Genomic DNA, 26,985 nt, shown 5'->3' on the forward strand with positions numbered 1-26,985 from the left:
TCATCACTGTACCCTACCTGATAGCAGAGTGAAGCGACAAACTGTGACGCATTGGCCGTCGGCTGAAAAGGCAAGGGTCGCTGAACCGCGAATGAACGCCAATAGACGCAAATGGCAGCAAGGGTGATGATGGTTGTTCAGGTGCCCAGCTTATTTTGTGTGTATCACGTGTTGGGTAAAGTCAATCACATCAATAACGAGCGCCAGGTACCTGCTGGTATTCGTGCACCAGCACATTGCGGAACCCCACCATTTTCACCAGTTTATCGGCCGATTCGGCAGGGATGATACCTCCGCTGGCCAGTAGCCGAAACGCATCACGGCTTTCCTTGGGTATGCCCAGTTTTCTGCGCCTGACCACGTGGTTGGCCAGGTCAATACACTGCTCGGCAGCTCGCACCAGGTTGAACGCGATGGCATCCTGCTTCAGGTGGTCTGCCTCAAAGTGAAGCCCGGTTTCCCGCGAAGAGTATTCTTCGACTTTTCGAATGCAGCGTTCAATGCTCTCTGCTTTATTCAGGACAATGTCATTGACCATAGATTCTGGTCTGCTCCTGCTGGATGTCGCCCAATACCTACAGCCATCCGCCAAAGCTGGCGTCGCTTGGCATGCGCCAGTCGCCACGGGGCGACAGGGCGATGGTGCCCACTTTGGGGCCATCGGGGATGCAGCTGCGTTTGAACTGCTGGGTGAAGAAGCGTTTGACGAAGATTTCATGCCACCTGGCGATGCTGGCTTCGTCGTATTTTCCGGCAAAGGCGAGGGCGGCCAGATGGCGTACTTTGGGGGTGCTGGCTCCGTACTTGACGGTGTGGTAGAGGAAGAAGTCGTGCAGCTCGTAGGGGCCGATGATGTCTTCGGTCTTCTGGGTGCACTCTTTTTGCTCGTCGCGGGGCAGCAGTTCGGGGGTGATGGGGGTGTTCACTATATCCATGAGGAGTTCTTCCATGGCGTCTTCACTGCGACTGGCTACCCACTCCACCAGGTAGCGGATCAGGGTTTTGGGGACGCCGCAGTTGACGGAGTACATGGACATGTGGTCGCCGTTGTAGGTGGACCAGCCCAGGGCGATTTCCGAGAGGTCACCGGTGCCGATGACGATGCCGCCGTGTTTGTTGGCGATGTTCATGAGAATTTCGGTGCGCTCCCGGGCCTGGACGTTCTCGTAGGTGACGTCATGGATGGCGGGGTCGTGGCCGATGAGCTTGAAGTGTTCCAATGAAGCCTGGCTGATGGCGATTTCGCGGAAGTCGGTCTCCAGGGCTTTGCACAGGGTGACGGCGTTTTCATAGGTGCGGTTGGTGGTGCCGAAACCGGGCATGGTGATGGCGATGATATCGCTGGGGTTCCGTTCCAGCAGCGCAAAGGTGCGGTGGGTTACCAGCAGGGCCAGGGTGGAGTCCAGTCCGCCGGAAATGCCGATGATGGCTTTGGGTGAGCCTATGTGCTTCAGGCGTTTGGCAAGGGCTGCGGTCTGGATGCTGAAGATCTCTTCACAGCGTTCGTCGCGGCGCTGGGGGTCGCCGGGCACAAAGGGGTGGGGTGGTATATAGCGCTGCAGTTCACCGATGGGAAGGACGGGGTGCAGGGGTATGGTGCGGTATCCAGTGGGGATGGGGTTGTCGGCAAAGCTGGTTTCGCTCATGCGCAGCTGGCTGAGCTTCTGGCAGTCGACATCGGCGCTGAAAAGGTGGTTGCCCCGCTCAAAGCGCGGACTTTCCTCCAGCACCAGGCCGTTTTCACAGAGAAGGTGGTGTCCGCCGAAGAGCAGGTCGGTGGAGGATTCGCCGATACCGCTGCCGGCGTAGGCGTACGCTGCCAGGCAGCGAGCGCTCTGGTTCTGTACCAGTTCGCGGCGGTAGTCGGCCTTGGCCACCAGTTCGTTGCTGGCGGAGGGGTTGAGGATAACGGTGGCTCCGGCCAGGGCGTGGCTGGAGCTGGGGGGGATGACACTCCACAGGTCTTCACAGAGTTCGATGGCGAAGGCATAGTGCTGGTCGCAGCGGAAGATGAGTCTGCTGCCAAAGGGAACGCTGTCGTCGCCGATGGTGATGGTGCTGTTTTCCGGCAGCGCGCTGGCAGGGGTAAACCAGCGTCGCTCATAGAACTCACGCTTGTTGGGCAGGTGAGTTTTAGGGACAGCGCCCAGGATATGGCCGCGCTGTATGACCAGGGCGCAATTGTACAGGCGTCCCTGCTGGGGCAGTGGAGCGCCAACCACCAGGGCGGTATCCAGTTCGCGGCTGAACCGGCACAGGCTCTCCAGCGCTTTGCGGACAGCCTGCAGCAGGCTCTCCTGGTGAAACAGGTCGGCACAGGTGTAGCCGGTCAGGCTGAGTTCCGGAAAGACGACCACGGCGCACTGCTGCTGGTGAGCTCTGATCGCCAGCTCTTCAATTTGCGCGCGGTTCCAGGCCACATCGGCCACACGCAATCCGGGGAGGGCTGTGGCAATGCGGTAAAATCCCAGCATCAGCGGTTCCTCATGAAGTCCTGGTTGCTGTTGCCGATTTTGCGGGCTTCCTGCTTGAGGCGCTCCATATCCGGGACCAGCTCTCCCAGCTGAGTCAGGCCACTGAAGGGCGAGGGTCCCTCGCGATCAGGCAGAATGCTGGTGAAGCCCTGGAAGATAATGGGGGCCATTTTCGCCAGCGGACTGCCAATGGTGCTCTGTTCCACTTTCTGGCGTAATTCCATGGGGTTGTGGGGAATGTACTGGAAACCAGCCAGGACAAAAGAGAGTATGACGAGCACTTTGCCGGCGGAGATAATGGCTCCCAGGGCGCGCCCGACGGGGGAGGCTTCCTTGAATTTCATGAAGCGCTGGGCGATCATGGTGACGATGTTGAGGGTGGCCCATACCATGAGAAATGCCACGACAAAGGCGACGGTGGCGACGACGCCGGCCGGGATCTCTTCGGGCAGGTTGCTCAGCAGCGAGCCGTGGACGGTTTCATAGCCGAAATAGGCGACCACCAGGGAGGCCAGGATCACCAGCAGGCCGAACACTTCGCGCATAAATCCGGAGAGGGCGCCCTTGATTCCTGCCAGGAGCAGGGCGACGACAATGATGATGTCGATGACGGTAAAGCTCATCCCAGGGCCTCTTTCACCAGTCGGTTCACCAGGGCGCCATCGGCCTTGCCCTTGACTTTGGGCATAATGACCTTCATGACTTTCCCCATATCCTGGGGGCCACTGGCACCAGCCTCGGCAACGGATTCCTTGATGATGGCGCGCAGGGCATCCTCACCAAGCTGTTCGGGAAGGTAACGCATGATAGCTTCCAGTCCGGCTTTTTCCTTTTCGGCCAGCTCGGCGCGCCCGCCATTTTCAAACTGCTCGATGGATTCGCGGCGCTTTTTGATGGAAGACTGGATGATCTGCACGGCTTCTTCGTCACTCAGGCCGGCTTCGCGTTTCTGATTGTTGACTTCAAAGTCCTTGAAAGCGGCCATCAGGAAGCGCAGGGCCTCCAGGGTCATCTTGTCCTTGGCGCGCATGGCCTGTTTTATATCTTCGTTCAACTGCTCTTTGATGGTCATTGTGGTGCTCCTTGGAATATATGAGAGAATTCTGATTCACAAAGATGAGGCTAGCCCGCTGGCCAGCTGAACTTGCGCCCGCCCAGCAGGTGCAGGTGGACGTGGTAGACTTCCTGCCCGCCATCGCCATTGGTGTTGAACACCAGGCGGTAGCCACTCTGATCGATGCCCAGTTCGCGGGCAATGCGGGCGGCGGCGGTGATAAGTTTGCCCGCCAGGGCGTCGTCGGCTCCGGCCTCGAAGTCCAGGGTGGTCGGGATATGGCGTTTCGGGATGATAAGAACATGCACGGGGGCCGTGGGGTTGATATCGTGGAAGGCCAGTATGTCGTCATCCTCAAGGACTTTGCGGCAGGGAATGGTGCCTGCCGCGATTTTGCAGAAGATGCAGTCTTCCATGCGCTTTATTCCTCGCTTACGTGGGTTTGCATGATTTTTTCAGCGGTCTCCAGCTCACCCTTGCGCACATAGACATTGAAACGGCTCATGGCGGCGAAGTTCACCGGCTCTGCGGAAAATTTGGCCTTTTCCAGCTTGCAGTCGATATCGGCGCTGCGCAGCAGGGACATGGTGAGATTGGCGGTGTTTTCGTCATGGTATTCTTGAAACAGTTCATAGCCTTCAAAGGACAGCATGGCTCACCCCATTCGGATCAGGATTACTCCCGCCACAATGATAACCGTAGCGATAATGCGCGTTATACCAAAAGTTTCGCGAAAGATAAAGAAACCGATGCCGATGCTGAAAAGGCTGCTGACCTGACGCAGGGCAGTGGCGTAGCTGGCGGGGATGTCCTGCAGGCCTATGCGGAAGGTTACAAAGGAAATTGCCATGGCAACGCCTCCCAGGAGAAGGATGCCGGGCTGCTGACGCATTTCCTGGAGCAGGTGGGCGCCATGGCGGGTGTAGACCATCCAGAGCAGGTGGAACAGGAGCATGACGACGCACACGTTAAAGGTGTAGGCGTAGACAGTGCCGACGGTGACGCCGATCTTGTCGGTGATGGCCCCAAAAGAGTAGAAGAACGCGGCCAGCAGGGCAAAGTGGGCGCCCGTTTCGCGGAAGTTGCCGCGCACCAGCTTCTTTGATCCCGGCAGAAACTGATTAGCCTGGATGGAGACGGCGCCGTAGAGGATGAGCAGGATGCCGGCAAAGCCGATGAGGCTGATGCGTTCATCCAGGAAGAGGTAGCCCCAGATGGGGATATAGATTGGTCCTGTGACGGTCAGAGGATAGACGGCGCTCAGGTCGCCGCGCATATAGGAGCGGGCCACAAAAAACTGGTAGAGGAAGAAAAAAAAGCCGGAGCCTGCAGCGGCCAGAATGACCGGTGGCTGCAGGGTATTGCGGAGCTCTCCGCTGACGATCACAAAACCTCCCATAATCAGAACGGTGACGATCATCATGATGGCAATGGCGCTGACTTTATCCTTGGAAACTTTCAGGAAGGCGTTCCAGAGTACATGGGAAAATGCACTGACAATGATGAAAAGGAAACCGGTTGTGCCCATGGAGGTGAAATCCTCTTTGTGTTTTTCTCGAAATGGTATAAGGTTAGCGGGAAAACGCAGCAGTATAATGCGATTTTATTTTGAGCCAGCAGGCTGTTCTCAGCTGTGGCTGTCTTCTTTTGTGAGTTGTGCGTGGGGAAGGTTTACTCACTTCCCTTTCAGCACCGAGAATCCCCGTTAGAAGGAGAGGGCGCGTGTACCATCCACTTGATCCCGCTACGACGCTTTTCATGGTTATTGATATACAGGGGAAACTGGCGCAGATTATGCCGCGCCGCGAAAGTATCCTCAAGAACACCTCCATCATGATTCAGAGCTGCCACATGCTCGGCGTGCCGCTGTGTGTCACGGAGCAGTATCCGGCCGGACTCGGTCACACCGACCCTGCTTTGCTGGAGCTGCTACGCGAGGAAGACCCTGTCCTGGAAAAAATCACTTTTTCCGCCTACACCGACGAAGTACAACAGATGCTGGAGCAGAAGCGCATTGCCAACGTGGTGATTGCCGGAATCGAAACCCATATCTGCGTGTTCCAGACCATCCGCAGTCTCACGGGAGCGGGTTTTGGCGTATATCTCCTGCAGGACGCTGCCGGCAGCCGCTCCGAGGAAAATTACCTGAGCGGCCTTGATCTGGCAAGGCAAATGGGCGCTGTGGTGACAAATACCGAAAGCGTTCTGTTTGACCTGCTGGGCAAGGCGGGCACAGGCGAGTTCAAAGCCATATCCAAATTGGTAAAATAGCGAAAGCAGGTAACACAACATGAGCCATCCTGAAATGACACCGTCAATGGAAGACTATCTTGAGGCAATTTACAGCCTGGTTCAGGAGAACAAGGTTGCCCGTACCAGGGATATCGCCCTCTCACTTTCCGTCAAGATGCCGTCGGTAACATCGGCTTTGAAAAAGCTCTCGGATCTGGGCATGGTCAACTACGACCCCTACCAGTACATTACCCTGACCAAAGAAGGTGAGCGCCACGCCAAGCAGACACTGCAGAAGCACCACACTCTGAAGGAGTTCTTTGAAAGCGTTGTGGATATTCCCTCGACCAAGGCTTCGGAGCTGGCGTGCATGCTGGAGCATCACATTGATATGAAGGGCCTGGAGAAGTTTTCAGTGGTTATTCGGGAGTACAAAGAGCGGGCAAAGGGCTGACGGCATGGACAGGGAAGTCGGTTCCATCATCGTCGGTATTTTCCTGTGCTTTGTCTTCTACCGGCTTCTCATGAAGGTGCGCTCCAGGACGTCCCAAAGCGCTCCGCGCAAGGGCAGCTATCCCTGTCCGCCGGGTTCGTGCAACCCCTCGTGAGTCTTTCTCTCAAGCTCCTGTAAACGATCCCGGAGGGCCTCTCCGGTGACCGGGTCTTTCAGACCTTTGTCGAATTCCAGCAGGAGCTTCAGGACAAAGTCCCGGTTCCGATAGTCCCCATGGGGGATCATGAGTTCCGGCGACTGCACCATCCAGTTTCCGTAAAAGATGATGTCGATATCTATCTCCCGCGGTCCCCAGCGGAAACTTTCCCGTCTTCCCACCTGCTGTTCCGTCTCCTTGACAGCCCGCAGAAGCTGGCGGGGCAGCAGACCTGTTTTCAGGTGGAGCACCTGATTGAGAAAGTCTTCCTGCTGGGTATAGCCGTAGGGCGGCGTCCGCAGCACGGGAGACTGCCAGGTGATGTGGGTGTCCGGCAGCTGTCCGAGCAGCTCGATGGCCTGTTGCAGGAAGTGTTCGCGGGGGGGACGGTTGCTCCCCAGCAGTAAAAAGGCGGTCTCGCCGGAGGCGTCACTGCCTGTCAGATCTATCCTGGTCATGGAATCGGGATTCCTTTTTCTCTTCTTTGAAGTCCACATCAATCACCTGATTCTGTTGTGACCGACGGGATTGTTGCTCCGGGTGTGATTCTCCGGTGTGATACACCCGTATGCGGGAACGATAGTGGCCGAGAATGGCCTGGCGCATCCAGGGCCGTGTCATGGGCAGGATGCATGCCAGCCCCAGGGCGTCGGTCAGAAAGCCGGGCGTCAGCAGGAGCGCGCCACCGCCGAAAATCATCAGGGCGTCCACCAGTTCCACGGTGGGAACTTCTCCCCGGGCAGTCATCTGCTGCATGCGATAGACCACGGACATACCCTCGCTGCGGGCGTAGTAAGCTCCCACAGCGGCGGTGATAATCACCAGGGCAATGGTGTTGAGGGCGCCGATAATGGCGCCGACCCGCAGCAGCAAAAAGAGCTCAACCAGGGGAATGACAATAAACAGCAAAAACAGTTGCAATGTTCTCTCCGCGTTAGGTTCTCGTGGGCAGGTTCGTTAGCAGGCTGCTGAAAAACCCTCATCTGCGTGGATATTACCCTTTTTGACCGCGCAAAAGGGCACAAAACGCGCCCCCGAACGCCCGTTTTTCCGGATCGTTGGCTCGCCTGTTCTGGAGATCCGGCAGCAGGCTGCTCAAAGAGGCCCATCTGCTGCGTTGCCGGGCATCGCTCGTCACTGCGACGTACAGGGAGTACGCCTCGCTCCTCGCTTTGCCCGCGCCTTGCACCTGGGCCTCTTTGCGTTGCCTGACCCCTGCCTCCCTGCAGTGCTGCCGGACCACTCACTTCCTGTGAGTGTCCCGTTGGGTTTTGCCAGCCAGGCGTCGCACTCACCGGACGGGCTCAGGGGGGAACGGCCTGTTTCTGTTTCTCCCCCGTGTGCTGGCCCAGCCAGGACGCGCTGACTGTCAGGCTGCTGAAAAACCCTCATCTGCGGTGTTGTCCGCATTGCAACGTACGGGGAGAGTACGCTTCATTCCTCGTTCCGCGAGCGCCTTGCACCTGAGTATTTTTCAATTGTCTGCGTGTTTTGAGGTATTTCAGTAAGCTGTCAGGAATCGGTCTGCCCTTTTTCATCTGGAGAGTATGGCAAGGTGACGGGAAATGCAAGTGCCAACCGGGGCTTCCGGTCAGTGAATGATGTTCAGCACGTTGCGCTGAATGTAGTACTCCCGCAGGCGCGCGTGCTCTCTGGCGTTCAGGGCCGGGTCACGGGCGAGGATTGCCCTGACTTCGTCGCGGGCAAATTCCCAGGCCTTGACGTCCCTGATGGGATCAGCCACCAGAAAGGAAGGGATACCCCACTGGCGCATGCCGAACAACTGCCCTGGACCACGGATTTCCAGGTCCTTCTGGGCGATGTAAAAGCCATCGGTGGAGTCCACCAGCACCTGCAGGCGTTCCCGTGACTCGCGTCCAATCTGGCCCGGCGCAAAGAAAATGCACCTGCCCGGATGCGATCCGCGTCCTACCCGCCCCCGCAACTGGTGGAGCTGGCTGAGGCCAAAGCGCTCCGGGTGGTAGATGACCATCAGGGAGGCCCTGGGGTAGTCGACTCCCACCTCTATGACGGTGGTGCTGACCAGAACCTGGGTTTCACCCCGCCCGAATCGCTCCATGACCTGCTGCTTGGCTTCCGCGCCCATACGTCCGTGCAGGAGATCCACGCCGTGAGGGGCCAGCTGGACGCGGTACTGCTCGTAGATTCTGCTGGCATTCTCCAGGTCGACCTTTTCGCTTTCTTCAATCAACGGCGCCACAATATAGACCTGCAGCCCCTGCTGCAGCACCTGCTCAATCTCCTGATGCAGCTGTTTTTGCCTGGCTGAGCCCAGAAAAAGCGTCTGCACTGGCTGCCTGCCCACTGGCAGGGTCTTCAGGGAGGAGAGGGCCATGTCGGCGTACATGGTCAGGGCCAGGGTGCGGGGAATGGGGGTGGCGCTCATGTAAAGCTGATTGACGCCGGGATTGTTGCGGGCGAATACCGCCCGCTGCTCCACGCCGAAGCGATGCTGCTCGTCGATAACACTCAGGCCCAGTCGATGGAAGCTGATGTCTTCCTGCAGCAGGGCGTGGGTGCCGATGATGATGTCAGCAGCCCCCTCGTGGATCGCCGCGCGGCGCTGATCCTTCTGTTTTTTGCTCAGGGACCCGCAGAGCAGCTCCACCTGGCACAGACCGTCCAGGATTCGGGCGAAAAGCGTGTAATGCTGCTGGGCCAGCACTTCCGTAGGTGCCAGCAGCAGGGCCTGATAGCCTTTGGTGGTGACGCCCGCCATGGCGTAGAGGGCCACGGCGGTCTTGCCGGAGCCCACGTCTCCCTGCAGCAGGCGATTCATGGGCTGGGAGGCCGCCAGATCCTGCTGGATCTCTTGCACCACCGCCTGCTGCCCTTCTGTCAGGGTGAACCCCAGGCGGCGGGTAAGCTCGTCGGCCATTGTATCCACGCTGATATCGATGGCGATGCCAAAGCGCTGGCGCTGGGCGTAGCTGACCAGGGCGCGACCCAGCTCGTGGAGAAAGATTTCCTCGAAGATCAGCCGCTTGTGATACCGGCTGAGGCCGGTTTTCAGGGCAGCCAGCTCCCGTGACGAGGGATAGTGCAGAGCCGCCAGGCTCTCCCGCAGCCCGGGCAGGTGGTAACGTTGCACCAGTTCCGGGGGGAGAACCTCTTCGGTGGCGTCCAGGATAGCGGCGCGGTTTTCCGTGAAAATATCCTGCAGCATCTTCTGGGAAAGATTTTCCGTCAGGGGGTAGAGGGGCATGATGTCGGAATCGGCTGTGGCCGTGGCCACTTTTGGGTGGGTGATGCCGGGGCGCTGGCGGAAAAAGCGCAGCTGGCCCTCTATGGTCAACGATTCGCCTGGTGCGAAGGTTGCCTGGATATAGGTGCGGGCTCCGCTGAACCACGTCAGGTCGACTTCGCCTTCATCGGTGAGCAGTACCGCCTTATAGGGTGGCTTGAAGGGTACCGTGCAGCTGACGATGGTTCCGTGGAGCAGAACCTGGTCGCCCTCACTGGCCTGGGCAAGGCAGCGCACATACTGCTGGTAGTCGCGGGGCAGGTGCCAGAGCAGATCGCTTATGGTTTCCACGCCCAGTTTGCTGAGCAGGGCTGCCCGCCGTGGGCCGACCTTCTTCAGGTAGGAGACCTTCACGGAGCTTCTCCATGGCGACGGGCGTATTCCAGCAGCCCAATGGCAGCGGAGTATTCGCCGTGCATGGCCGGTTCCAGTGCCGGCAGCGGTCGCCCCCCGAAGGACATGGACTGGGCCGTGGAGCGCAGGGAGTCCATCTGCCCCTGGATCACGGTCGCCAGACCGCCGCCGATCACGATGAGGTGGGGGTCGTAGAGGTTGGCGACGCTGTTGATGACGCAGGCAGCGTGAAAGATGAATTCCTCCAGCACCGCCGCGTGCTGTGGCTGCTGTATGTCCTGGGTTGCGCTGAGGCCCCGGTGGTGGAAGAAACGGCTTGAGGCGTACTGCTCGGCGCATCCGGCAGAGCCGCAGCCGCAGGGAAATCCACCCGGCTGCAGGGTGAAGTGTCCCACTTCGGCGAAATTGCCACGGGCACCTTCCGCAATGATTCCCGCCTGAATAAAGCCGCCTCCCAGTCCCGTGCCGAAGCTGAGCATGAAGAGGGACTCCGAGCTGAGCCTGCGGGCGTGGAATTCGCCGAAGGCGGCGGCGTTGCCGTCATTGAGCAGGGGAGTTCCGGGGTCAATATCCGGCAGCATGGTGAGGTTGGGCGGTGTGGCCATCAGCTGGTGGTTTTTCACGGGCGCGGGAAGGGCGCAGGCAAATTTTTCCCATGGAAGATCCAGGCGCCTTTGCAGTTCACCAATGCTTTGGTAGTTCGATGGGGTTTTATGGAAAGAGAGGCTATCGCCGCCTGCAAAGGCGATCTTCGTGGTGGTGGCTCCGATGTCTATCCCGGCGATCCGCATAGTTCACCTTCATTTGGCATGGGTCTTGAATATGACCACACCGTGAATACCCGAGGAGGTTCTCCGTCATGGTAAATGGATTATACACATCGGCGAGTGGGATGGTGCTGCAGTCACGCAAGCTGGACGCTTCCGCCAATAACCTTGCCAATGTCAACACGGTTGGTTTCAAGAAAGATATCATATCCGTTGATAATTTTCGTGCCAAATCCACGACTCGTGAAGAGGATGCCTGGCGCAGAACTCTCTTTAACGAAACCATCAACAACACCCATAATATCGCCAAAATCCATGTGGATCACTCCCAGGGTGCCCTGCACCAGACGGGCAATTCCCTGGATGTGGGCATCAATGGCAACGCGTTCCTGGTGGTGGATACCCCCTTTGGCGAACGCTACACCCGTGGAGGCAATCTGCAGATTGACTCGGAGGGTCGCCTGACCACCAAGGAGGGCTATCCCCTGAAGGCCGCCCTTGAGGAAGACGACGCCGAGGGCCCTGCCCATATCTTCCTGCCGGAAGCTTCCGACATTATTATCAATGCCCAGGGCGAGATATTTGTGGACGAGGAGTTTATCGCCACCCTTTCCCTGGTGCGCTTTGAAGATGAGCGCGACCTGCGCAAGGTTGGCTTCAACCAGCTGGCCAGGGTATCGGCTGATGTGGAAGCCTATCCTGCTGAGCACTTTGAACTGCACCAGGGCTACCTGGAAAGTTCCAATGTCAATATAGTTCGCGAGATGACGGATATGGTGGAGCTGAACCGCTCTTTCAGCGCCTACCAGAAGATGATCAGCAGCATAGACGAGACGGTCAGCACCCTGCTGCAGGCCGGAAAATCCATTTAACACACAATCTGAGGTGAACATATGATACGGGCACTCTGGACCGCTTCTACGGGCATGATGGCGCAGCAGACACACATCGACAATATCTCCAACAACCTGGCCAACGTCAACACCGGCGGCTTCAAGAAATCTCGCGTGGAATTCCAGGATCTGATGTACCAGACCATCAAGCCGGCTGGTGCCTCCACGGCGGCGGGCATCACCCGCCCTGTCGGCGAACAGCTCGGTCTGGGGGTCAAAGTGGCCGGCATCACCAAGATGCATACCCAGGGTAGTATTATTCAGACGGGTAACCAGCTGGACATGACCATTGAAAAGGACGGGTATTTTCAGATTCAGATGCCCGATGGCACCACCGGCTATACCCGCAATGGCGCATTCACCAAGAATAATAATGGTGAAATCGTGACAGTGGAAGGCTTTCTGCTGGAGCCTGGTATCCAGATCCCTGACGATGCGGTGGAGATCTACGTGGGCCGTGATGGCACGGTTTCCGTACAGATCGGCAACCAGAATCAGATGCAGGAGCTGGGGCAGATCACTACGGCCAAGTTCATTAACCCCGCTGGCCTTGAATCTGTCGGGGGCAATATTTTCAAAGAGACCAGCGCCAGTGGCGCTCCCCAGGTGGGCATTCCCGGTGAAGACAGTTTTGGTGCCATTGCTCAGGGCTTTCTGGAGCAGAGCAACGTGCAGCTGGTGGAGGAGATGGTGAACATGATTAGCGCCCAGCGCGCCTACGAAATCAACTCCAAGGCGATTACCACCGGCGATGAGATGCTGCAGACCGCAACACAGCTGAAAAGGTAAGGTGTCATGAAAGCGTTGTTTGCCTTTTGTGCCGTACTGCTGCTGCTTGGCATGGCTTCCGCCAGCGGTTTTCCGGTGTTTCAGTCGGGCTCAGGCGCGATTCAGCAACCCGCCGGAAGTCAGCAGGCTGCTTCTGCCGGCGCGGCCACTTCCCGCATGGATTCGGCCATAACCCGAGCCGTACAGGACTATGTGTACCGCCAGATGGGTGAACTGGCCGAAGTGGAGCGGCTGATGTACCAGGGTGCGGGGGTGCTGAAGGGCACCACCCTTTCCGTGGCGGGTACGATCCGCACGGCCGGCCATTCGGTGCTGGAGGTCAGTGATCAGTATGGCAATGCCTTGCAGGTACGGGCAGTCATCAATCACATGGTGGAGGCCTATGTTCCCGTCCGCAATATCACCAGGGGTGAAGTGCTGCGCGAGGGCGACTTCCGCCGGCAGCTCTTTCCCGCCACTCAGGCCCGCAATGCCATGGATATAGGCGAGACGGATTTCGCCTCCCATATCGTCAGCACGCGTAACCTCCAGGAGGGGCAGATTGTGCGAACCACCGACCTGCGCCGTGAATATGCCGTGCAGCGCGGTGACATTGTCGAAGTCATCTATCGCCATGATCGCCTGACCCTTTCCATGGCCGCTGTTGCCACAGAGCGCGCCTATCTGGGCGATGTGGTTCGCCTGAAAAACCCCAGCAGCGGACGGATTCTCACCGCGAGGCTGTTGCAGGGCAAGAAGGCAGAGATCATTTACTAGCATTTGAGCGCCACACTGGCGGCTATGATCAGTTGGATCATGTTTGAGTAACTTTCAGGAGGCTTCCATGAAACCGCACACGCTTCTTACGCTTCTCGGCCTTGGCACCGCAGTGCTCTTCCTGCCGGGATGCTACATCTACAGCTATTATCCCGAGACCGATACCTATGTCACCACCGTGGAGACCAAAAAATTTGTCAACCGCAACTACTCCCGGGAGCGGCACATGGAAGCCAATAACTCCGACTGTTATGCCTGTCACAACTCCAGGCGGGTGATGACCCCCTACCATCAGGGCGCGCCCGGTGGCATTCAGCCCCAGCCCATGCATGGTTCCACTGGATTGCCGGCCGGCCATCCGCCGTTGGGGCAGCAGCAAGCGATGCAGCAGCCCATGCAGCAGTGGGGTGGCACTCCCCAGGCGATTCCCGGTATGCCCGGATTTTACAGTGGCGCGACCATTCCGCCCCATGTGGTTCCCATGACACCCATGGGCCCGGCCTATGGAGCTGTTCCTCCCATGGTGGGAAGTCCGCAGGTTCAGGTGAGTCCGCAGCCAGAGCAGCTGCAGCAGCCATCGGCGGTTATGGCGCCTGCTGTGAATGGCAATGGCGTTCAACCCGGCAATAATGAACTGTCCATGTATCAGCCCGCCAATGGCAATGGCCAGCCAGCGCAGAATGGCAACGCAGAAACTCCGGTTATCCTCGGCCCCTATCGCTGAGAAATTGATATGCTCATTGGGTTGACTGGCGGCATAGGTTCGGGAAAAAGCACGGTATCCGCTTTACTGCGCGCCCGCGGAGTGCCCGTGATTGATGCCGATGAAATCGGCCGGGCGGCCCTGACAGCGGGGAGTCCGCTGCTGCCAGAAGTCGTGGAGGCTTTTGGCTCTCATATTCTTGACGATCAGGGCCAGCTTGATCGCAGGAAACTGCGCGCGGAAATTTTTTCTTCGCCCACCAGGCGTGAGCAGCTGAACCGCCTGGTGCATCCCTATATAGCCCGGCAGCGCGATCTGGAGATTGATCGCCTGCGCGCAAATCATTCGGTTCTCTTCTACGATGCGGCGCTCCTGCTGGAGAGCGAGGCCCGCACACTGATGGATGCCATCGTGGTGGTTGCCTGTGAGCCGGAAGTGCAGATCCGCCGGGTTATGGAACGGGATGGTATTTCCCGCCAGCAGGCCGTTGACGCCATCAACGCACAGATGTCCCTTGAGGGGCGGTTGGCCTGTGCTGACTATGTCATCGACAATAACCGCGACGATATGGCTCATCTCGAGAAGCAGGTTGATGAGCTGCTTGCACTTCTCACACAGCAAGCTGGCCGTCATACCCCCCAAGAAAAATAATGTCACCGCTCCCCATTCCTGCTATATTCTGTCTTTGCGATTTTCCTTGATGCAGAGGCAGCGTTTTCATGTTTCAGGCCCGTATCGTTGAATATTTCCTGCGATTTCTCGCCCATATACCCCTGCCGGTGCTCCATGCACTGGGTTCCTTTGCGGGGTTTCTGCTTGACTCCTTTTCCAGCGTGCACCGCCGTGTAGCAGCTATCAACATTGCCCTGTGCTTCCCCCATATGAGCCCGGGGGAGCGCCGTGCGCTGGTGCGCACAACGCTTGGCGAGACCGCCAGAACCGCTCTGGAGATGGGGCCTCTGTGGTTTCTGCCCGTCGAGCGGGTGGAGCGACTGATACGGGAGGTGCATGGCGAAGAGCATGTCCGGGCGGGCCTGGCTGCCGGCAAAGGTCTGATCCTGGCGGTTCCCCATCTTGGTTCCTGGGAGGCTGTGGGCCTCTATGTGGGTAAACGCTATCCGATGACCTCCCTCTACCGCCCATCACGCAAGCCCGCCATGGACTACATCGCCCGCGATGGTCGCCAGCGCAGCGGTGCCACCCTGGTGCCCACCGATGCCAGTGGGGTCAAGAAGCTCTATGAGCGCCTGCAGACCGGTGGCATCATCGCCATTCTGCCCGACCAGGACCCCCGCTACGGGGCCGGTGTCTTCGCGCCCTTTTTCGGCATCGTCGCCAAAACCATGGTCCTGCTGCCCAAGATGGCGCGCCGCAGCGGAGCTCCGGTCGTGTATGCCTGGGCCAGACGGCTGCCCCGGGGGGCGGGGTTCGCGCTTCACTTCAGTCCGGCCCCTGCCGATGTCGCCCACAGTGACCTGCATATTGCCGCAACGGCCATGAATGCTGGTGTAGAAGATTGTGTGCGCCGTGCTCCGGAGCAGTATCAATGGAGTTACAAACGCTTTCGCAGCCGGCCGGATGGCGAGCCATCCCTGTATCGGCGGCGCGCCCTTTCCTGCGATTCGCGAAACGAGGATACCCTGTGAAGAAAATATGTTCATGGGCGCAGCTGGCTGCCCTTCACCCCGAGGCGACCCTGCTGGGTGAGCCTGGCGCGACCTTCGCCGGCTTTGCCATCGACAGCCGCCGGGTTCAGTCAGGGGAACTCTTCATCGCGCTGGCAACAGCAAGCGATGACGGTCACGCCTATATTGCCGATGCCTGCCGCAAGGGTGCAGCCGGCGCCCTGGTGCATCAGCTGCCCGCAGATCACCAGCAGCTCATCGACGCGGGCCATGCCCTGCTGGTGGTTCCCGATACCCTGGCGGCACTGGCAATTCTGGCGGCCAACTGGCGGCAGCAGTGGGAATTTCCCGTGGTGGCGGTGACTGGCAGCTCTGGCAAAACCACGGTCAGTGCCTGTCTGCGCACTCTTTTTCCGACAAGTGCCGGTACAACGGGCAACTACAATAACCATATCGGTCTGCCGCTCTCCATGTTGGGGACGCCTGCTGATGCCGCCATAGGTGTTTTTGAGCTGGGCATGAGCGGTTCCGGGGAGATAGACGCTCTGGCTGAACTGCTGCAACCGCAGATCGGCCTGATTACCAATGTCGGTTCGGCCCACATAGGGAAACTGGGGAGTTTCGCTGCTATTCTGGAGGCCAAGCTGGAGCTGGCACGCCACTGCTCCTGCCTGATTGTTGACGGTGATGGCCAGGAACTGCTGGATAGGGCGCGCCAGCGACACCAGGATGTGCTCAGCGTGGGTTTCACAGCGGGCTGCCAGGTTTTTCCCCAGTCCATGGAGCTCCGTGGTGAAGGCGGATACCATCTGGAGATTCGTCACCCCTGGAGCCACGGGCTGCTGAGCCTGACAGTGCCTTTTGGGCAGAAATTCATGGTGAAAAACAGTCTGCTGGCGATTGCCGCCGGGTTGAAGCTGGGTCTTGATCAGGCGGCCCTGCAGGCGGGGTTGCGAAGGGTTCAGTTGCCGCCCCTGCGCTGGGAGCTTCATCGCCGTGGGGGAAATACCTATATATTTGACTGCTATAATTCCAATCCCGGTTCGTTACGGGCGGCCCTGGAGGATTTTTCCCACTATCCGGGCTATCGCGTGGCGGTGCTGGGAGAGATGCGCGAACTGGGGGCGTTCAGCGAGCGTGAACACCGCAAGGTGGCCTCGGCGATCAATTGTGACCTGGTGCTGACCTATGGTGACGAGGCTCGCTTCCTGGCCGATGAGCTGGGTGCGGATATTGCCACCCACTGCCCCACTCTGGAGGACGTTGTGGCACGACTTGCGAATTGCCAGAATGCTGTGGTTTTGGTAAAAGGTTCCCGAGGAAACCAAATGGAAAGGCTTCTTGATGCTCTATAACCTCCTTTATCCCATGGCGGAACAGTTTCCGGTGCTGAACGTCTTTCGCTATATAACCTTCCGGGCGATCTACGCGGCCATTACGGCTCTGCTGCTCTCGTTTTTGCTGGGGCCTTCCCTGATTGCCTATTTGCGCAACAAGCAGTTTGGCCAGGTTATCCGTACCGATGGCCCCCAGAGTCACAGCGGCAAGCGCGGTACTCCCACCATGGGCGGCATTCTGATTATCTTTGCCACGGTTATCCCCACCCTGCTCTGGGCGGATCTGAAGAATATGTATGTGTGGCTGATTGTATTAACCATGGTTGTGGGGGGCCTGATTGGCCTGGCCGACGATCTGCTTAAAATTTTCCGTAATACCTCCAATGGTCTTTCTGGGCGTAAAAAGTTGCTGGGCCAGTGCCTGCTGGCGCTTTTTGTGGCCTATGTTCTCTATGCCAGTGGTTTCTCCACTGGCCTGAACATCCCCTTCTACAAGCAGTACGCCCTGGATCTTGGCCTGTGGTTTATTCCCTTCGCCATGCTTGTCATCGTGGGCTCTTCCAACGCGGTCAATCTGACCGATGGCCTCGATGGCCTGGCCATCGGTGCGGTGCTGATCTGCGCCGGTGCTTTCGCGGTTATTGTCTACGCCACCGGCCACGCCGGTTTTGCCAACTATCTGCTGATCACCTTTGTGCGCGGTGTGGGTGAGCTGACTATCTTTCTGTTCGCCCTGTGCGGGGCGGGTCTTGGCTTCCTGTGGTACAACTCCCATCCGGCGGAGATCTTTATGGGTGACGTGGGTTCGCTTTCCATCGGGGCCAGCCTGGGAGCTGTGGCGGTCATGGCGAAGCAGGAGATTCTGCTGGCCATTATCGGAGGGCTCTTCGTCCTGGAAGCGCTCAGCGTTATTATTCAGGTGGCTTCTTTCAAGCTGACGGGCAAGCGGGTTTTTCGCATGGCACCTATCCACCACCATTTTGAACTGGGTGGCCTGAGCGAGTCCAAGGTCATCGTGCGCCTGTGGACCGTTGCCATTATCCTGGCCCTGGTCGGGCTCAGTACCTTGAAGATGAGGTAGACGGCATGTTGTACGAAAAGGGTTCGCCGGTTCTGATTCTCGGTGCCGGCAAAAGCGGCGTCAGCGCCGCCCGCTTTCTGGTTGCCCGTGGTTGCCCGGTGACTCTTGCCGATGATGGTTCTTCGGCCCATGTGCCCGGAGAGCTGGCGGGTGCCGTGACTCTTGTCAGTGGCCCCGGGAGTATCGCAAAGTGCCTTGCGGAGCATCCGGGTCTGGTTGTGGCCAGCCCCGGGGTGGATATACGGTCCTTTGACAGGCCCATGGTCAATGATATTGAACTCTTCTACCAGGAGTACGAGGGAGCCATCATCGCGGTAACCGGCACCAACGGGAAATCGACGGTCACGGCGCTGATTGCCCATATCCTGCAGCAAAGTGGTATCAGTGCCGTGGCGGCAGGCAATATCGGACTGCCTGCCCTGGACACCCTGGCCCTGGGTTGTCAGGTGACGGTGCTGGAGCTTTCCAGCTTCCAGCTGGAGACAATTCAGACCTTCCGACCGGATATTGCCGTGCTGCTGAACGTTACCGAGGATCACCTCAACCGCTATGATACCTTTGAACACTATGTTGATGCCAAGGAACGCATCTTTCTCAACCAGACCGCGGAAGACTGGTGCGTGCTCAACCACGATGATCCGGTGATACGTACGCTCACCAGTGACAACCATATACCGGCCCGCAGGGTCTTCTTCAGCAGTCGCAGCCGACAGATGGTCGATAACTTCCTCAACTGCACCGTTCAGGGAGTCAGGGGCAAGGTCAATGGCCAGTTGCTGGAGGCGCCAGCCGATCGCCTTTGCCTGGAGGGTCTGCACAATATGGAGAATGTCGCAGCCGCCCTGGCGGCCGTGCGTCTGTATGGACTCAGCCCGGAGCAGATTGGCACTGGGTTGGAAGGATTTGCCCCCTTGCCCCATCGCATGACGCTGGTGCGTGAAATCGTGGGCGTGCGCTACATCGATGACTCCAAGGCCACCAATATCGGCGCGGTTCTGAAGTCCCTGGAGGGGCAGAAGAATATCATTCTCATTGCTGGTGGTCGCAACAAGGGAGGGGATTTTGCCCAGCTTGCCGGAGCGGTCAAGGCGTCCTGCAAACTGATTCTCGCCATTGGCGAGGCGCGCCACCAGATTGCCGGAGCCCTGGGCAAGTCGGTATCAGTGCTTCTGGCCGATGACATGGCCGATGCCGTCAGCCAGGCATGGAAGCAGGCTGTCAGCGGTGACACAGTGCTCTTAAGCCCTGGATGCGCCAGTTTTGACATGTTCACCTCCTTTGAACATCGCGGGGCCGTTTTTGAGCAGGCGGTGCAGCAATTGTGAGCACCATGGCCCAGGTGGCATCCAGATCACGGCTGCAGACGTCGCACAAAATCTGTCTGCTGATTCTGACGCTCTGCTTCATTGGCGCGGTATTTATCTACAGCGCCAGCAGCATCACTTCAGCGGATCTGTACGGTAACCCGGCCTACTACCTGAAACGGCAGCTGGTCTGGCTGCTGATCGGTTCGCTGGTATTTCTCAGTGCGGTTCTGGTTGACCTGGAGAAAATGCGTCAGTTTGCTTTCATGGCAACCATTGTGGTGATGGTTCTGCTGATGCTGGTCTTTTTCCAGGATCCCATCAACGGGGCTTACCGCTGGATTCGTTTCGGCCCCTTTTCCCTGCAGCCATCGGAGTTGGCCAAGGGGGTGCTGATCTTCTACGCTGCCCACAAATACGCCCAGTGCGCGGATCGCGATGAGCCTGCCCGCAATGCCCTGCCCACCATCGTCATTGTTCTGATGTCCATCGTGCTGCTCATCTTCATGGAGCCCGACCGGGGAACGCCGGCCATTATCGTCGTGGTGATCTACTCCCTGTCGCTGCTGGCGGGAGTGCGTAAAAAAAGCATGGTTCTGCTGCTGTTGCTGATTATTCCCTATATTTATTACGATATCTTTCTCTCCGACGGCTACCACCTGCGCCGCATTCAGGCGTTTTTGAATCCCCTTGAAGATCCGCTTGGCAAGGGGTATCAGGCCATGCAGTCCGCCATTGCCATCGGCAGTGGCGGGCTGTGGGGTGTCGGGCTCGGCGAGGGGGCGCAAAAGATATTCTACTTGCCGGAAAGCCATACGGATTTTATCTTCGCTGTCATCTGCGAAGAGCTCGGTTTTCTGGGGGGTATGGGGGTGGTGCTGCTGTATGCGGTCCTGCTGCTCTACATCATCAAAGTCGGCAGCGAAGCCCGCAGCTATTTTGAAACCTATCTTACCTTTGGTATCTCCTATCTGCTGATGGTGCAGATATTCTTTAACCTGGGAGTCGCTGTCGGAGCACTGCCCACCAAGGGGCTTGCCCTGCCGCTTATCTCCTATGGCGGATCCAGCCTGGTCACCACCATGCTCCTGCTGGGGCTGGTGGTCAATGTTGCCCGCAACACAGAAAGGCAGCGTACCCATGCGTATTCTCATTAGCGGTGGAGGAACCGGTGGCCACTTCTTTCCCGCCATGGCAGCACTGAAATCTTTTCAGGAAAAGGGTTTTGACGTCTACTATGTGGGCAGTCGCCGAGGGATTGAGGCGGAAAAAGTGGCTGCTTTCACGGCGGATTTTCTTCTGCTGGAGCTCAGTGGCATGCTGGGGCATTCCGCCTTGAAAAAACTGCAGGCTGGCTGGCAGCTCGTCTTTGCTGTCAAGGAGCTGCTGCTGCTGATGCGCCGGATGCGTCCCGATGCCGTGGTGGGCTTTGGCGGCTACTCCAGTGCTGCTGCAATCATTGCCGGCAGGCTGATGGGGGTGCCCTGTTTCATCCACGAACAGAACGCCATTGCCGGCCTGACCAATCGCCTGCTCGATCGTGTTACCACGCGGTCTTTCAGTGCTTATGGGAACATTGGCGAGCATGTGGGCCTGCCCCTGCGCCACAGTGCCCTGGTGCCAGCACCAGCCGATGAGCGGGAGCACCTGCTGATCTTGGGGGGCAGCCAGGGGAGCCTCTTTCTGAACACCTTTGTGGGCGATCACCTGGGTGAGCTGACGGATCTTGGCATGCCGGTCTACCATCAGACGGGCAGTCTGATGCACGAAAAACACATGCAGATGCTCCATGAGCGCTATGGCAGGCAGCTTCCCGCCAACTACCTCCCCTTTGCCTTCAGTGACGATATCCACCACATTATGGCGGGCAGCGTGGCAGCTATCTCCCGCAGTGGTGCCGGCGCCGCCTTTGAGCTGATGCAGCTGCGGGTTCCCTCCCTCTTTATTCCCTTTCCCCATGCGGCTCACGACCACCAGTACGCCAACGCAAAGTACTTTGAAGATCGTGGCTGCGCCCTGGTGTACCGCCAGGAGGAATTTGAGCGGGGTGCCATGGATAAGGTCCGGACCTTTCTGTCTTGCGTAGATCAATATCATGGGAACATGCAGGGACTTGAAATTGACACTGATGCCAGCACCCTGACGGAGCGCATTATTGGCGCGATCCGCATGAGTTAAGCATTCTGCTGCCGGCAGGCGTTCCGGAAAGCAGCAGCCAGCATGTGGGTCACCTTGCAATACCCGCCATATTCTGATAGTCATAACAGGTTGTTGAGAAATGATGGCCTAACAGATTGCTGAAACACTTCACAATACTCAGGCAATGGAAGAATACTCAGGTGCAAGGCGCTCGCGGAGCGAGCAGATGAGGGTTTTTCAGCAGCCTGTTAAGGTGCTTCAGCTCATATGTGAAATGACACTGAGAAATCATACAAGGAGACACCCATGAAAAAAATGACATTGCGCCTTTGCCTGGCTGCAGGCTTGACCCTGGGAACGCTTGCCGGTGTGGCACTGGCTTCCGATACGGTTCTTGCTACCGTGGAAAAACGTCAGATTACCCAGCAGGATCTGAATCGCGCTATCCAGAGCCTGCCCGATGAACTCCGTGCCCAGGTGCGTTCGAACCCGGAGTTCAAGGCGCAGCTCCTGGATGAGCTGGTACGTCAGGAAATGGTTTACCATGAGGCCCAGCGTCAGAACTTCCAGGAAAATGAAGTGGTGCGCAACCGCCTGAAACTCCTTGAGCGCGAGCTGATGATCAACGCCTTCCTTGAGGAGTACCTCAGCCGCAATGTCAGCGTCAGTGAACAGGACCTCAAGGAGTTCTACGAGCGCAACAAAGCACGCTTTGTCACCCAGGCGACCGTAGCCGCCAGCCATATTCTGCTGGAAGACGAGCAGAAGGCCCGTGAAGTGCTGCGCAGGGCCCGCGCCGGTGAAAATTTCGGTCAGCTGGCCCGTGAGCACTCCCTGGATCCGGGCAGTGCCCGCCAGGAAGGCTTTATCGGCGAATTCTACCGTGGACAGGGCCTGGTGAAGGAATTTGAAGACGCCGCCTTTGCGGCGGAAGTTGGCGTCCACCCTGAGTTGGTGCGAACGGAATTCGGATACCACATCATCAAGGTTCACGAGAAAAACCCCTCCCGTACGGTCAGCCTGGATGAGGCCAGGGATCGTGTGACGGAAATCATCGCCGAGGAAAAACAGAATCAAGCCCTGATGCGCCTTATCCAGGAACTGGAACTGCGCTATTCGGTCAGGACCCACAAGGATCGCATTCAGTAAGCTCAGGATACCCCCATGAAAAAAATCGGTTTCAGCCTGTTTATTGTGCTTTGCGGTGCTGCCCTCAGTGCTGCCCTCAGTGCTGCCACTCTGGTGGATGGTATTGCGGCTGTGGTAAACGGAGTACCCATTACGATTCAGGAAGTTCGCCAGGCCAATAAGGAACATATCGAACGTGCCACCAGAGGCCTTGCCGACGAGCAGGCCCGGGAGGCAACCATGCAGATGCTCCTGGAAGGAACCCATCAGAAAGTGGAGCAGATGCTGTTGGAAGATTACGGTCGGCGCAACCGCATCTTTATCTCCGCACAGCAGGTGGAAGAGGCCATTAACCAGGTAGCTGCCAACAACAATGTCAGCCGCAGCGCTCTGGAATCAATGCTGGCCGATGAGGGAATCTCCATGGAGTCCTATCGGCGCGATATCCGGGTTCAGCTCCTGGTCATGCAGATTGGCCAGAAACTGAGTCAGGAGATCAGTGTCAGTGAACTTGAGGTGGTCAGCGCTTTTCGCGAAGGACGCTTCCAGCGTATTCCCTACGCCGATGTGGGCCATGTGCTGATTGCGCTGGATGGCAAGAGTGACGATCAGGCCATCCGGATTGCCGAACGTCTCCATGAGCGCATCATCAGCGGTGACATTGAATTTGAAGAGGCGGCGCGCCAGTATTCCGAAGGGCCCAATGCCGCCGAAGGTGGCCTGATGAAGGACGTGCGCCGCGGACGCCTGCTGCGCGAGCTGGACCAGGCGATCTTCAGTATGGAAAAGGGGCAGACGACCCTGGTGCGCTCCAGTGTGGGCTACCACATTCTGCACCTGTATGATCTGGGCTTTAACCGTGAAATGTCCGATGAGGACTTTTCACGCACCCGCGCAGCGCTGCTGCGGGAAAAGCAGGAGCGCAGGCTGCAGGGCCTGATGGATGAACTCAGGGACAGTGCCGTTATCCAGTACAACCTGAAAGAAAACAGCTGATATGCGCCTTGACATCTTTCTGAAGAAATCGCGCTTGATCAAACGACGCCCTCTGGCCAAGAAGATGTGTGACGAGGGCATGGTTCAGGTGAATGGCCGGGTCGCAAAAGCCGGCACCAAACTGCTGGTGGGTGATACCATCGCCATTGACAGCGCTTCACGCCTGGTGGAGGCCAGGATCGAGGAACTCCCCGGTGGCAACGTGCGCAAAGATCGCGCCGCTGAACTTTACTCGGTGCTGAAAAATGAACGCAAGCAGATTAACATCCTCGACTGGTTTGATGATGATGAGGAGGACGATGACTTTTAACAGGCTGCTGAGAGCCCCATCTGCGGGTCTCGCCCCTGTTTTCCGTTGTCTGCCCCTGGATTGCGAGTAGCCTTTGCCCTTTCTGTAAGGGTTTTACGCGATATTTCCGATTATATTACCCCGTGGAGGTAGCCATGCATCGAGCCATACGCCTGCTCCTGACCCTGATGACCCTGACCCTTATTCTTGCCGGATGCTCCCAGAAAGTCAGCCGCATTGATCTGGAAGAGACCCGTGATCTCAGTGGAAACTGGAACGATACCGATTCCCGCCTGGTTTCCCGTGAAATGGTGGGCGATGTTCTCTCCCAACGCTGGCTGCCGAACTTCGTGGAGAGCAACAACCGGCAGCCGACGGTCATCGTGGGCTCCATGCGCAACCTCAGCCATGAGCACATCAATATGCGCACCTTCATCTCTGACATTCAGCGCGAGCTCATCAACTCCGGACGCGTTGACTTTGTGGCCTCGGCGGAAGATCGCACTGACCTGCGCGAAGAGCGGCGCGATCAGGATCTGCACGCCCGCGAAGAGACTCGGTCCCGTATGGGCCAGGAGATTGGTGCTGACTATATGCTCAGCGGAACCATCAACACCATTATCGACGTGGAAGGCCGCACCCAGGTGAAGTACTATCAGGTTGATCTCTCCCTGACCGACCTTGAGAGCAACCGCATTGTCTGGATTGGTCAGAAGAAGATCCGCAAGCTCATTGAGCGTTCACGGGTACGCTCGTAAGCGCCACCGTAGCAACTATGGCCAGTGCAGTCTTTCGGCGACCACTGCTGCCCTGGGTACTGCTGGCAGCCATGCTGAGCGGTGGCTGTGCCACCTACAGCGACTCTTTTCTCATGTTAGAACGCAGTCTGCAGGCCCAGAATCCCCGTGAAGCACTGCAGCATCTGGAAAGGACCACTCCCGGTTCCCGCAACCAGGTGCTGCACCTGCTGAATCGGGGCATGCTGCTGCGCATGGACGGAGAGTTTGCTCAGAGCAATCGCAGCCTTGAAGAGGCCAAGAACCTCATGGAAAAACTGCGCGCGGTCAGCATCAGCGAGCAGTTTGGCTCCTTTGTCCTCAACGACAGCACCATGTCCTACGTGGGCGAGGAGTTCGAGCAGGTGCTGGTTCACCTGTACAAGTCCCTGAACTACCTGGAGCTGGGAGAGCCTGACAGTGCCCGTGTGGAAGCGCTGCAGGTGGACATCAAATTACTGGAAATGGCCCAGGCCGGCTTTACCGGCAACTACCGCGAAGACGCCCTGGCCCGCTACATAACCGGCATGGTTTACGAAATCCACCGGGAGTACAGCGATGCCCTGATTGCCTATCGGCGGTCCTATGAAACCTATCAGGAGTATGCCAGGCACTTTGGCGTAGCGCCTCCGGGCCAGCTGCGCCACGATCTGCTGCGTATGGCTCACCGCATTGGGTACCGCGAGGAGCTGGAGCGCCTGCAGCAGGAGTTCGGAATGGCTGAATGGGAGCCACCTGCCCTCACGAGTGGCCATGGTGAAGTGGTGGTGATTCTCAGCAGCGGCCTTGCCCCCATCAAACGTGAAGAGAGCGCCCTGATACAGCACTCCCCCAATCGCGTCCTGCGCATTTCCCTTCCCACCTACGAAGCCCGCCCACGCGCGGCCCATGGCGTGCGCCTGCGCACCGGGCAACCCCCCATGATGGTTTCCGCAGAAAGGGCCCATGATATCAATGCCGTTGCCCTCGATACCCTGCAGGCAAAAATGGGTGCCATTACCGCCCGGGCCATTGCCCGCATGGTCGCCAAGGATCAGACCGTCAAGGAAGTGCAGGAGCAGGCGGGGCCCCTGGCGGGATTTATCGCCAACATCGCCAGCATTGCCACGGAGACCGCTGATACCCGCAGCTGGCTGACCCTGCCCCAGGAAATACACATGGTTCGCCTCTCTTTGCCAGCGGGCGAACACGAACTTCAGCTGGAAATCCTGGGCGCCTTCGGCCAGGTGGTCGACTCCCTGCGTCTTGAAAGTGTCACGGTGGAAGCGGGCGGCATTGCGGTGCTCTCGCCCCACTGGATCCCCTCTCACCTTTCCCATTCCCCAAGGAGATAGCCATGCGTAGCCTGATTTCCGCCCTTCTCGCCCTGTCTCTCACTCTCCTGTTGAGCGCCTGCGCCAGCAGGGATACCTCGGCACCCACCCACCCGACATGGCTGACGGGAGAGAGCGAACGCTTTCCCGCCAGCAGCTATGTGCTGGGCCGCGGCAGCGGGCCAACTCCCGCCATTGCCGCTGACGGAGCCCGCGCGGACCTGGCCAAATTCTTTCAGGTGCAGGTGAGCTCTCAAGTGCGTACCCATGTCCTTGAGCGCGTGGAGGGCACCGCCGCGCCCCAGATTCAGCAGCAGTATGAAGTGGAGGTGAACGCGCGGGTCAATCGCGTGCTTGAAGGGGTGGAAATCGGCGAGAGCTGGTACGACAGCCAGTCGGGAAGCTACCACGCCCTGGCGGTACTGCATCGGGGCCGTACGGTACTGAACCTGGAGAATCAGGCCGCTGACATCGATAGTCGCACACGCCACCACGTGGAGCAGGCCACCCGGCGCTCCGATGTGCTGGGTGCGGTCAGTGAACTGCAGCAGGCCATAGAGCTGCAGCGCAGCCGCCTGCCCGTGGAGAAGATGCTGCAGGTGCTGGATCGCACCGGCCTGTCCCCCGTGCGCGAGTACGAAATCAATGCTCTGCAGACCAGGCAGCGTGAGCTGCTGGCAACCAGAACCATCCGGGTGGTGGCCACTGCCGATCAGGGAGCCGATCAGCTGCAGGCAGCCGCCAGCGGTGCCCTGAGCACCTGGGGTCTGCGGGTGGTTCCCGAGGGGGACTATACCCTGAATGTCACGCTGCAATCGGCGACGCCCGTGTATCAGGATCGCTGGTACTGGGTGCGCGCATCGGTGGACATGGTCCTCAGCGATGCCGACGGCAATGTGCTCAACCGTCACAGTACCCCGATCCGCGAATCGGCTCAGCAGGCTGCCACCGCCAGCCGGCGCGCCCTGGAGCAGGCCATCAGGGCCACGGAACTCCACGCCATGAAACTGTTTGTGGAGGCAGGGCAACCATAATCACTTCCTGAAAGACGGAACAGGAG

General features: G+C 58.4%; 30 protein-coding genes. 19 read left to right on the top strand and 11 right to left on the bottom strand.

The genetic code is table 11. The annotated features are described in order from the left end of the window. Positions 1–190: 190 nt before the first annotated feature. Genes hepT through SELIN_RS02085 form a run of 7 tightly spaced genes read right to left on the bottom strand, consistent with a single transcriptional unit; the run spans position 191 to position 5,056 of the window. Entirely contained in the window at positions 191–538 is a 348-nt protein-coding gene (gene hepT, locus SELIN_RS02055) for a type VII toxin-antitoxin system HepT family RNase toxin (RefSeq protein ID WP_013505049.1), read from the bottom strand. A gap of 37 nt (positions 539–575) precedes the next feature. Next, the gene (locus tag SELIN_RS02060; RefSeq protein ID WP_013505050.1) at positions 576–2,474 is read right to left on the bottom strand and encodes an NAD(+) synthase; all 1,899 of its coding nucleotides are present in this window, start codon (positions 2,472–2,474) and stop codon (positions 576–578) included. Next, positions 2,474–3,097 carry a CvpA family protein gene (locus tag SELIN_RS02065; protein ID WP_013505051.1) on the bottom strand — a complete coding sequence of 208 codons (624 nt, stop codon included), beginning with the start codon at positions 3,095–3,097 and terminating at the stop codon, positions 2,474–2,476. Before SELIN_RS02065 ends, SELIN_RS02060 begins: the two co-directional genes overlap by 1 nt. After that, positions 3,094–3,546: a GatB/YqeY domain-containing protein gene (locus tag SELIN_RS02070; RefSeq protein WP_013505052.1), complete on the bottom strand. Its 453-nt coding sequence runs from the start codon at positions 3,544–3,546 to the stop codon at positions 3,094–3,096. The genes SELIN_RS02065 and SELIN_RS02070 overlap by 4 nt, the downstream gene beginning before the upstream one ends. A 50-nt stretch (positions 3,547–3,596) precedes the next feature. Beyond that, positions 3,597–3,944 carry a histidine triad nucleotide-binding protein gene (locus tag SELIN_RS02075; RefSeq protein WP_013505053.1) on the bottom strand — a complete coding sequence of 116 codons (348 nt, stop codon included), beginning with the start codon at positions 3,942–3,944 and terminating at the stop codon, positions 3,597–3,599. A gap of 5 nt (positions 3,945–3,949) precedes the next feature. Then, entirely contained in the window at positions 3,950–4,180 is a 231-nt protein-coding gene (locus tag SELIN_RS02080; protein ID WP_013505054.1) for a hypothetical protein, read from the bottom strand. Between the two features lie 3 nt (positions 4,181–4,183). Next, entirely contained in the window at positions 4,184–5,056 is an 873-nt protein-coding gene (locus tag SELIN_RS02085) for a DMT family transporter (RefSeq protein ID WP_013505055.1), read from the bottom strand. 194 nt (positions 5,057–5,250) lie between these two features. On the opposite strand from SELIN_RS02085, the gene SELIN_RS02090 reads away from it, so the two are divergent. Beyond that, on the top strand, positions 5,251–5,799 hold the full coding sequence (locus SELIN_RS02090) for an isochorismatase family protein (RefSeq protein ID WP_013505056.1): 549 nt from the start codon (positions 5,251–5,253) through the stop codon (positions 5,797–5,799). A 19-nt stretch (positions 5,800–5,818) separates the two neighbouring features. Further along, positions 5,819–6,214 (top strand): metal-dependent transcriptional regulator, encoded by a 396-nt coding sequence (locus SELIN_RS02095; RefSeq protein WP_013505057.1) that lies wholly within the window; start codon positions 5,819–5,821, stop codon positions 6,212–6,214. A gap of 117 nt (positions 6,215–6,331) precedes the next feature. Here SELIN_RS02095 and folK read toward each other — a convergent pair whose 3' ends face one another. The 4 genes from folK to SELIN_RS13690 form a co-directional block, all read right to left on the bottom strand. Further along, positions 6,332–6,868, bottom strand: coding sequence for a 2-amino-4-hydroxy-6-hydroxymethyldihydropteridine diphosphokinase (gene folK / locus SELIN_RS02100; protein ID WP_013505059.1), 537 nt, complete (start codon positions 6,866–6,868; stop codon positions 6,332–6,334). After that, positions 6,840–7,331 (bottom strand): FxsA family protein, encoded by a 492-nt coding sequence (locus tag SELIN_RS02105; protein ID WP_013505060.1) that lies wholly within the window; start codon positions 7,329–7,331, stop codon positions 6,840–6,842. The genes folK and SELIN_RS02105 overlap by 29 nt, the downstream gene beginning before the upstream one ends. Before the next feature lie 670 nt (positions 7,332–8,001). Further along, positions 8,002–10,029: an ATP-dependent DNA helicase RecG gene (recG, locus tag SELIN_RS02115; RefSeq protein ID WP_013505061.1), complete on the bottom strand. Its 2,028-nt coding sequence runs from the start codon at positions 10,027–10,029 to the stop codon at positions 8,002–8,004. Beyond that, entirely contained in the window at positions 10,026–10,820 is a 795-nt protein-coding gene (locus SELIN_RS13690) for an ROK family protein (RefSeq protein WP_013505062.1), read from the bottom strand. Before SELIN_RS13690 ends, recG begins: the two co-directional genes overlap by 4 nt. A gap of 68 nt (positions 10,821–10,888) precedes the next feature. Between SELIN_RS13690 and flgF the strand changes: the two genes are divergently transcribed. The 17 genes from flgF to SELIN_RS02205 all read left to right on the top strand — a co-directional run bounded on the left by flgF (position 10,889) and on the right by SELIN_RS02205 (position 26,959). Beyond that, a complete protein-coding gene (gene flgF, locus SELIN_RS02125; RefSeq protein ID WP_013505063.1) occupies positions 10,889–11,668 on the top strand; it encodes a flagellar basal-body rod protein FlgF in 780 nt (259 codons plus the stop codon). A 21-nt stretch (positions 11,669–11,689) separates the two neighbouring features. Continuing rightward, positions 11,690–12,478: a flagellar basal-body rod protein FlgG gene (gene flgG / locus SELIN_RS02130; RefSeq protein WP_013505064.1), complete on the top strand. Its 789-nt coding sequence runs from the start codon at positions 11,690–11,692 to the stop codon at positions 12,476–12,478. A 6-nt stretch (positions 12,479–12,484) separates the two neighbouring features. Continuing rightward, positions 12,485–13,234: a flagellar basal body P-ring formation chaperone FlgA gene (gene flgA / locus SELIN_RS02135; protein ID WP_013505065.1), complete on the top strand. Its 750-nt coding sequence runs from the start codon at positions 12,485–12,487 to the stop codon at positions 13,232–13,234. Positions 13,235–13,301: 67 nt separating this feature from the next. Then, positions 13,302–13,958: a hypothetical protein gene (locus SELIN_RS02140; protein WP_013505066.1), complete on the top strand. Its 657-nt coding sequence runs from the start codon at positions 13,302–13,304 to the stop codon at positions 13,956–13,958. A 9-nt stretch (positions 13,959–13,967) separates the two neighbouring features. Next, the gene (gene coaE / locus SELIN_RS02145; RefSeq protein WP_013505067.1) at positions 13,968–14,588 is read left to right on the top strand and encodes a dephospho-CoA kinase; all 621 of its coding nucleotides are present in this window, start codon (positions 13,968–13,970) and stop codon (positions 14,586–14,588) included. 68 nt (positions 14,589–14,656) lie between these two features. After that, positions 14,657–15,583 carry a lysophospholipid acyltransferase family protein gene (locus SELIN_RS02150; RefSeq protein ID WP_013505068.1) on the top strand — a complete coding sequence of 309 codons (927 nt, stop codon included), beginning with the start codon at positions 14,657–14,659 and terminating at the stop codon, positions 15,581–15,583. Next, entirely contained in the window at positions 15,580–16,917 is a 1,338-nt protein-coding gene (locus tag SELIN_RS02155) for a UDP-N-acetylmuramoyl-tripeptide--D-alanyl-D-alanine ligase (protein ID WP_013505069.1), read from the top strand. The genes SELIN_RS02150 and SELIN_RS02155 overlap by 4 nt, the downstream gene beginning before the upstream one ends. Continuing rightward, on the top strand, positions 16,907–17,980 hold the full coding sequence (gene mraY, locus SELIN_RS02160) for a phospho-N-acetylmuramoyl-pentapeptide-transferase (RefSeq protein WP_013505070.1): 1,074 nt from the start codon (positions 16,907–16,909) through the stop codon (positions 17,978–17,980). Before SELIN_RS02155 ends, mraY begins: the two co-directional genes overlap by 11 nt. Before the next feature lie 5 nt (positions 17,981–17,985). Then, positions 17,986–19,305, top strand: coding sequence for a UDP-N-acetylmuramoyl-L-alanine--D-glutamate ligase (gene murD, locus SELIN_RS02165; RefSeq protein WP_013505071.1), 1,320 nt, complete (start codon positions 17,986–17,988; stop codon positions 19,303–19,305). A gap of 5 nt (positions 19,306–19,310) precedes the next feature. Further along, positions 19,311–20,441 carry a putative lipid II flippase FtsW gene (gene ftsW / locus SELIN_RS02170; protein ID WP_226509059.1) on the top strand — a complete coding sequence of 377 codons (1,131 nt, stop codon included), beginning with the start codon at positions 19,311–19,313 and terminating at the stop codon, positions 20,439–20,441. Further along, positions 20,425–21,462: a UDP-N-acetylglucosamine--N-acetylmuramyl-(pentapeptide) pyrophosphoryl-undecaprenol N-acetylglucosamine transferase gene (locus tag SELIN_RS02175; protein ID WP_013505073.1), complete on the top strand. Its 1,038-nt coding sequence runs from the start codon at positions 20,425–20,427 to the stop codon at positions 21,460–21,462. The genes ftsW and SELIN_RS02175 overlap by 17 nt, the downstream gene beginning before the upstream one ends. A 267-nt stretch (positions 21,463–21,729) precedes the next feature. Next, the gene (locus SELIN_RS02180) at positions 21,730–22,572 is read left to right on the top strand and encodes a peptidylprolyl isomerase (RefSeq protein WP_013505074.1); all 843 of its coding nucleotides are present in this window, start codon (positions 21,730–21,732) and stop codon (positions 22,570–22,572) included. A gap of 15 nt (positions 22,573–22,587) precedes the next feature. Continuing rightward, on the top strand, positions 22,588–23,547 hold the full coding sequence (locus tag SELIN_RS02185) for a peptidylprolyl isomerase (RefSeq protein ID WP_013505075.1): 960 nt from the start codon (positions 22,588–22,590) through the stop codon (positions 23,545–23,547). A 34-nt stretch (positions 23,548–23,581) separates the two neighbouring features. Further along, positions 23,582–23,857 (top strand): S4 domain-containing protein, encoded by a 276-nt coding sequence (locus SELIN_RS02190; RefSeq protein WP_198007110.1) that lies wholly within the window; start codon positions 23,582–23,584, stop codon positions 23,855–23,857. Positions 23,858–23,991: 134 nt separating this feature from the next. After that, complete coding sequence (locus SELIN_RS02195) at positions 23,992–24,594, top strand: penicillin-binding protein activator LpoB (RefSeq protein WP_013505077.1); 603 nt, start codon at positions 23,992–23,994, stop codon at positions 24,592–24,594. A 17-nt stretch (positions 24,595–24,611) separates the two neighbouring features. Then, on the top strand, positions 24,612–25,946 hold the full coding sequence (locus tag SELIN_RS02200; protein WP_013505078.1) for a COG3014 family protein: 1,335 nt from the start codon (positions 24,612–24,614) through the stop codon (positions 25,944–25,946). A 2-nt stretch (positions 25,947–25,948) separates the two neighbouring features. Then, the gene (locus SELIN_RS02205; protein ID WP_013505079.1) at positions 25,949–26,959 is read left to right on the top strand and encodes an LPP20 family lipoprotein; all 1,011 of its coding nucleotides are present in this window, start codon (positions 25,949–25,951) and stop codon (positions 26,957–26,959) included. The last annotated feature ends 26 nt before the right edge of the window (positions 26,960–26,985 follow it).

Source organism: Desulfurispirillum indicum S5 (assembly GCF_000177635.2).
Taxonomy (GTDB): Bacteria; Chrysiogenota; Chrysiogenetes; order Chrysiogenales; family Chrysiogenaceae; genus Desulfurispirillum; species Desulfurispirillum indicum.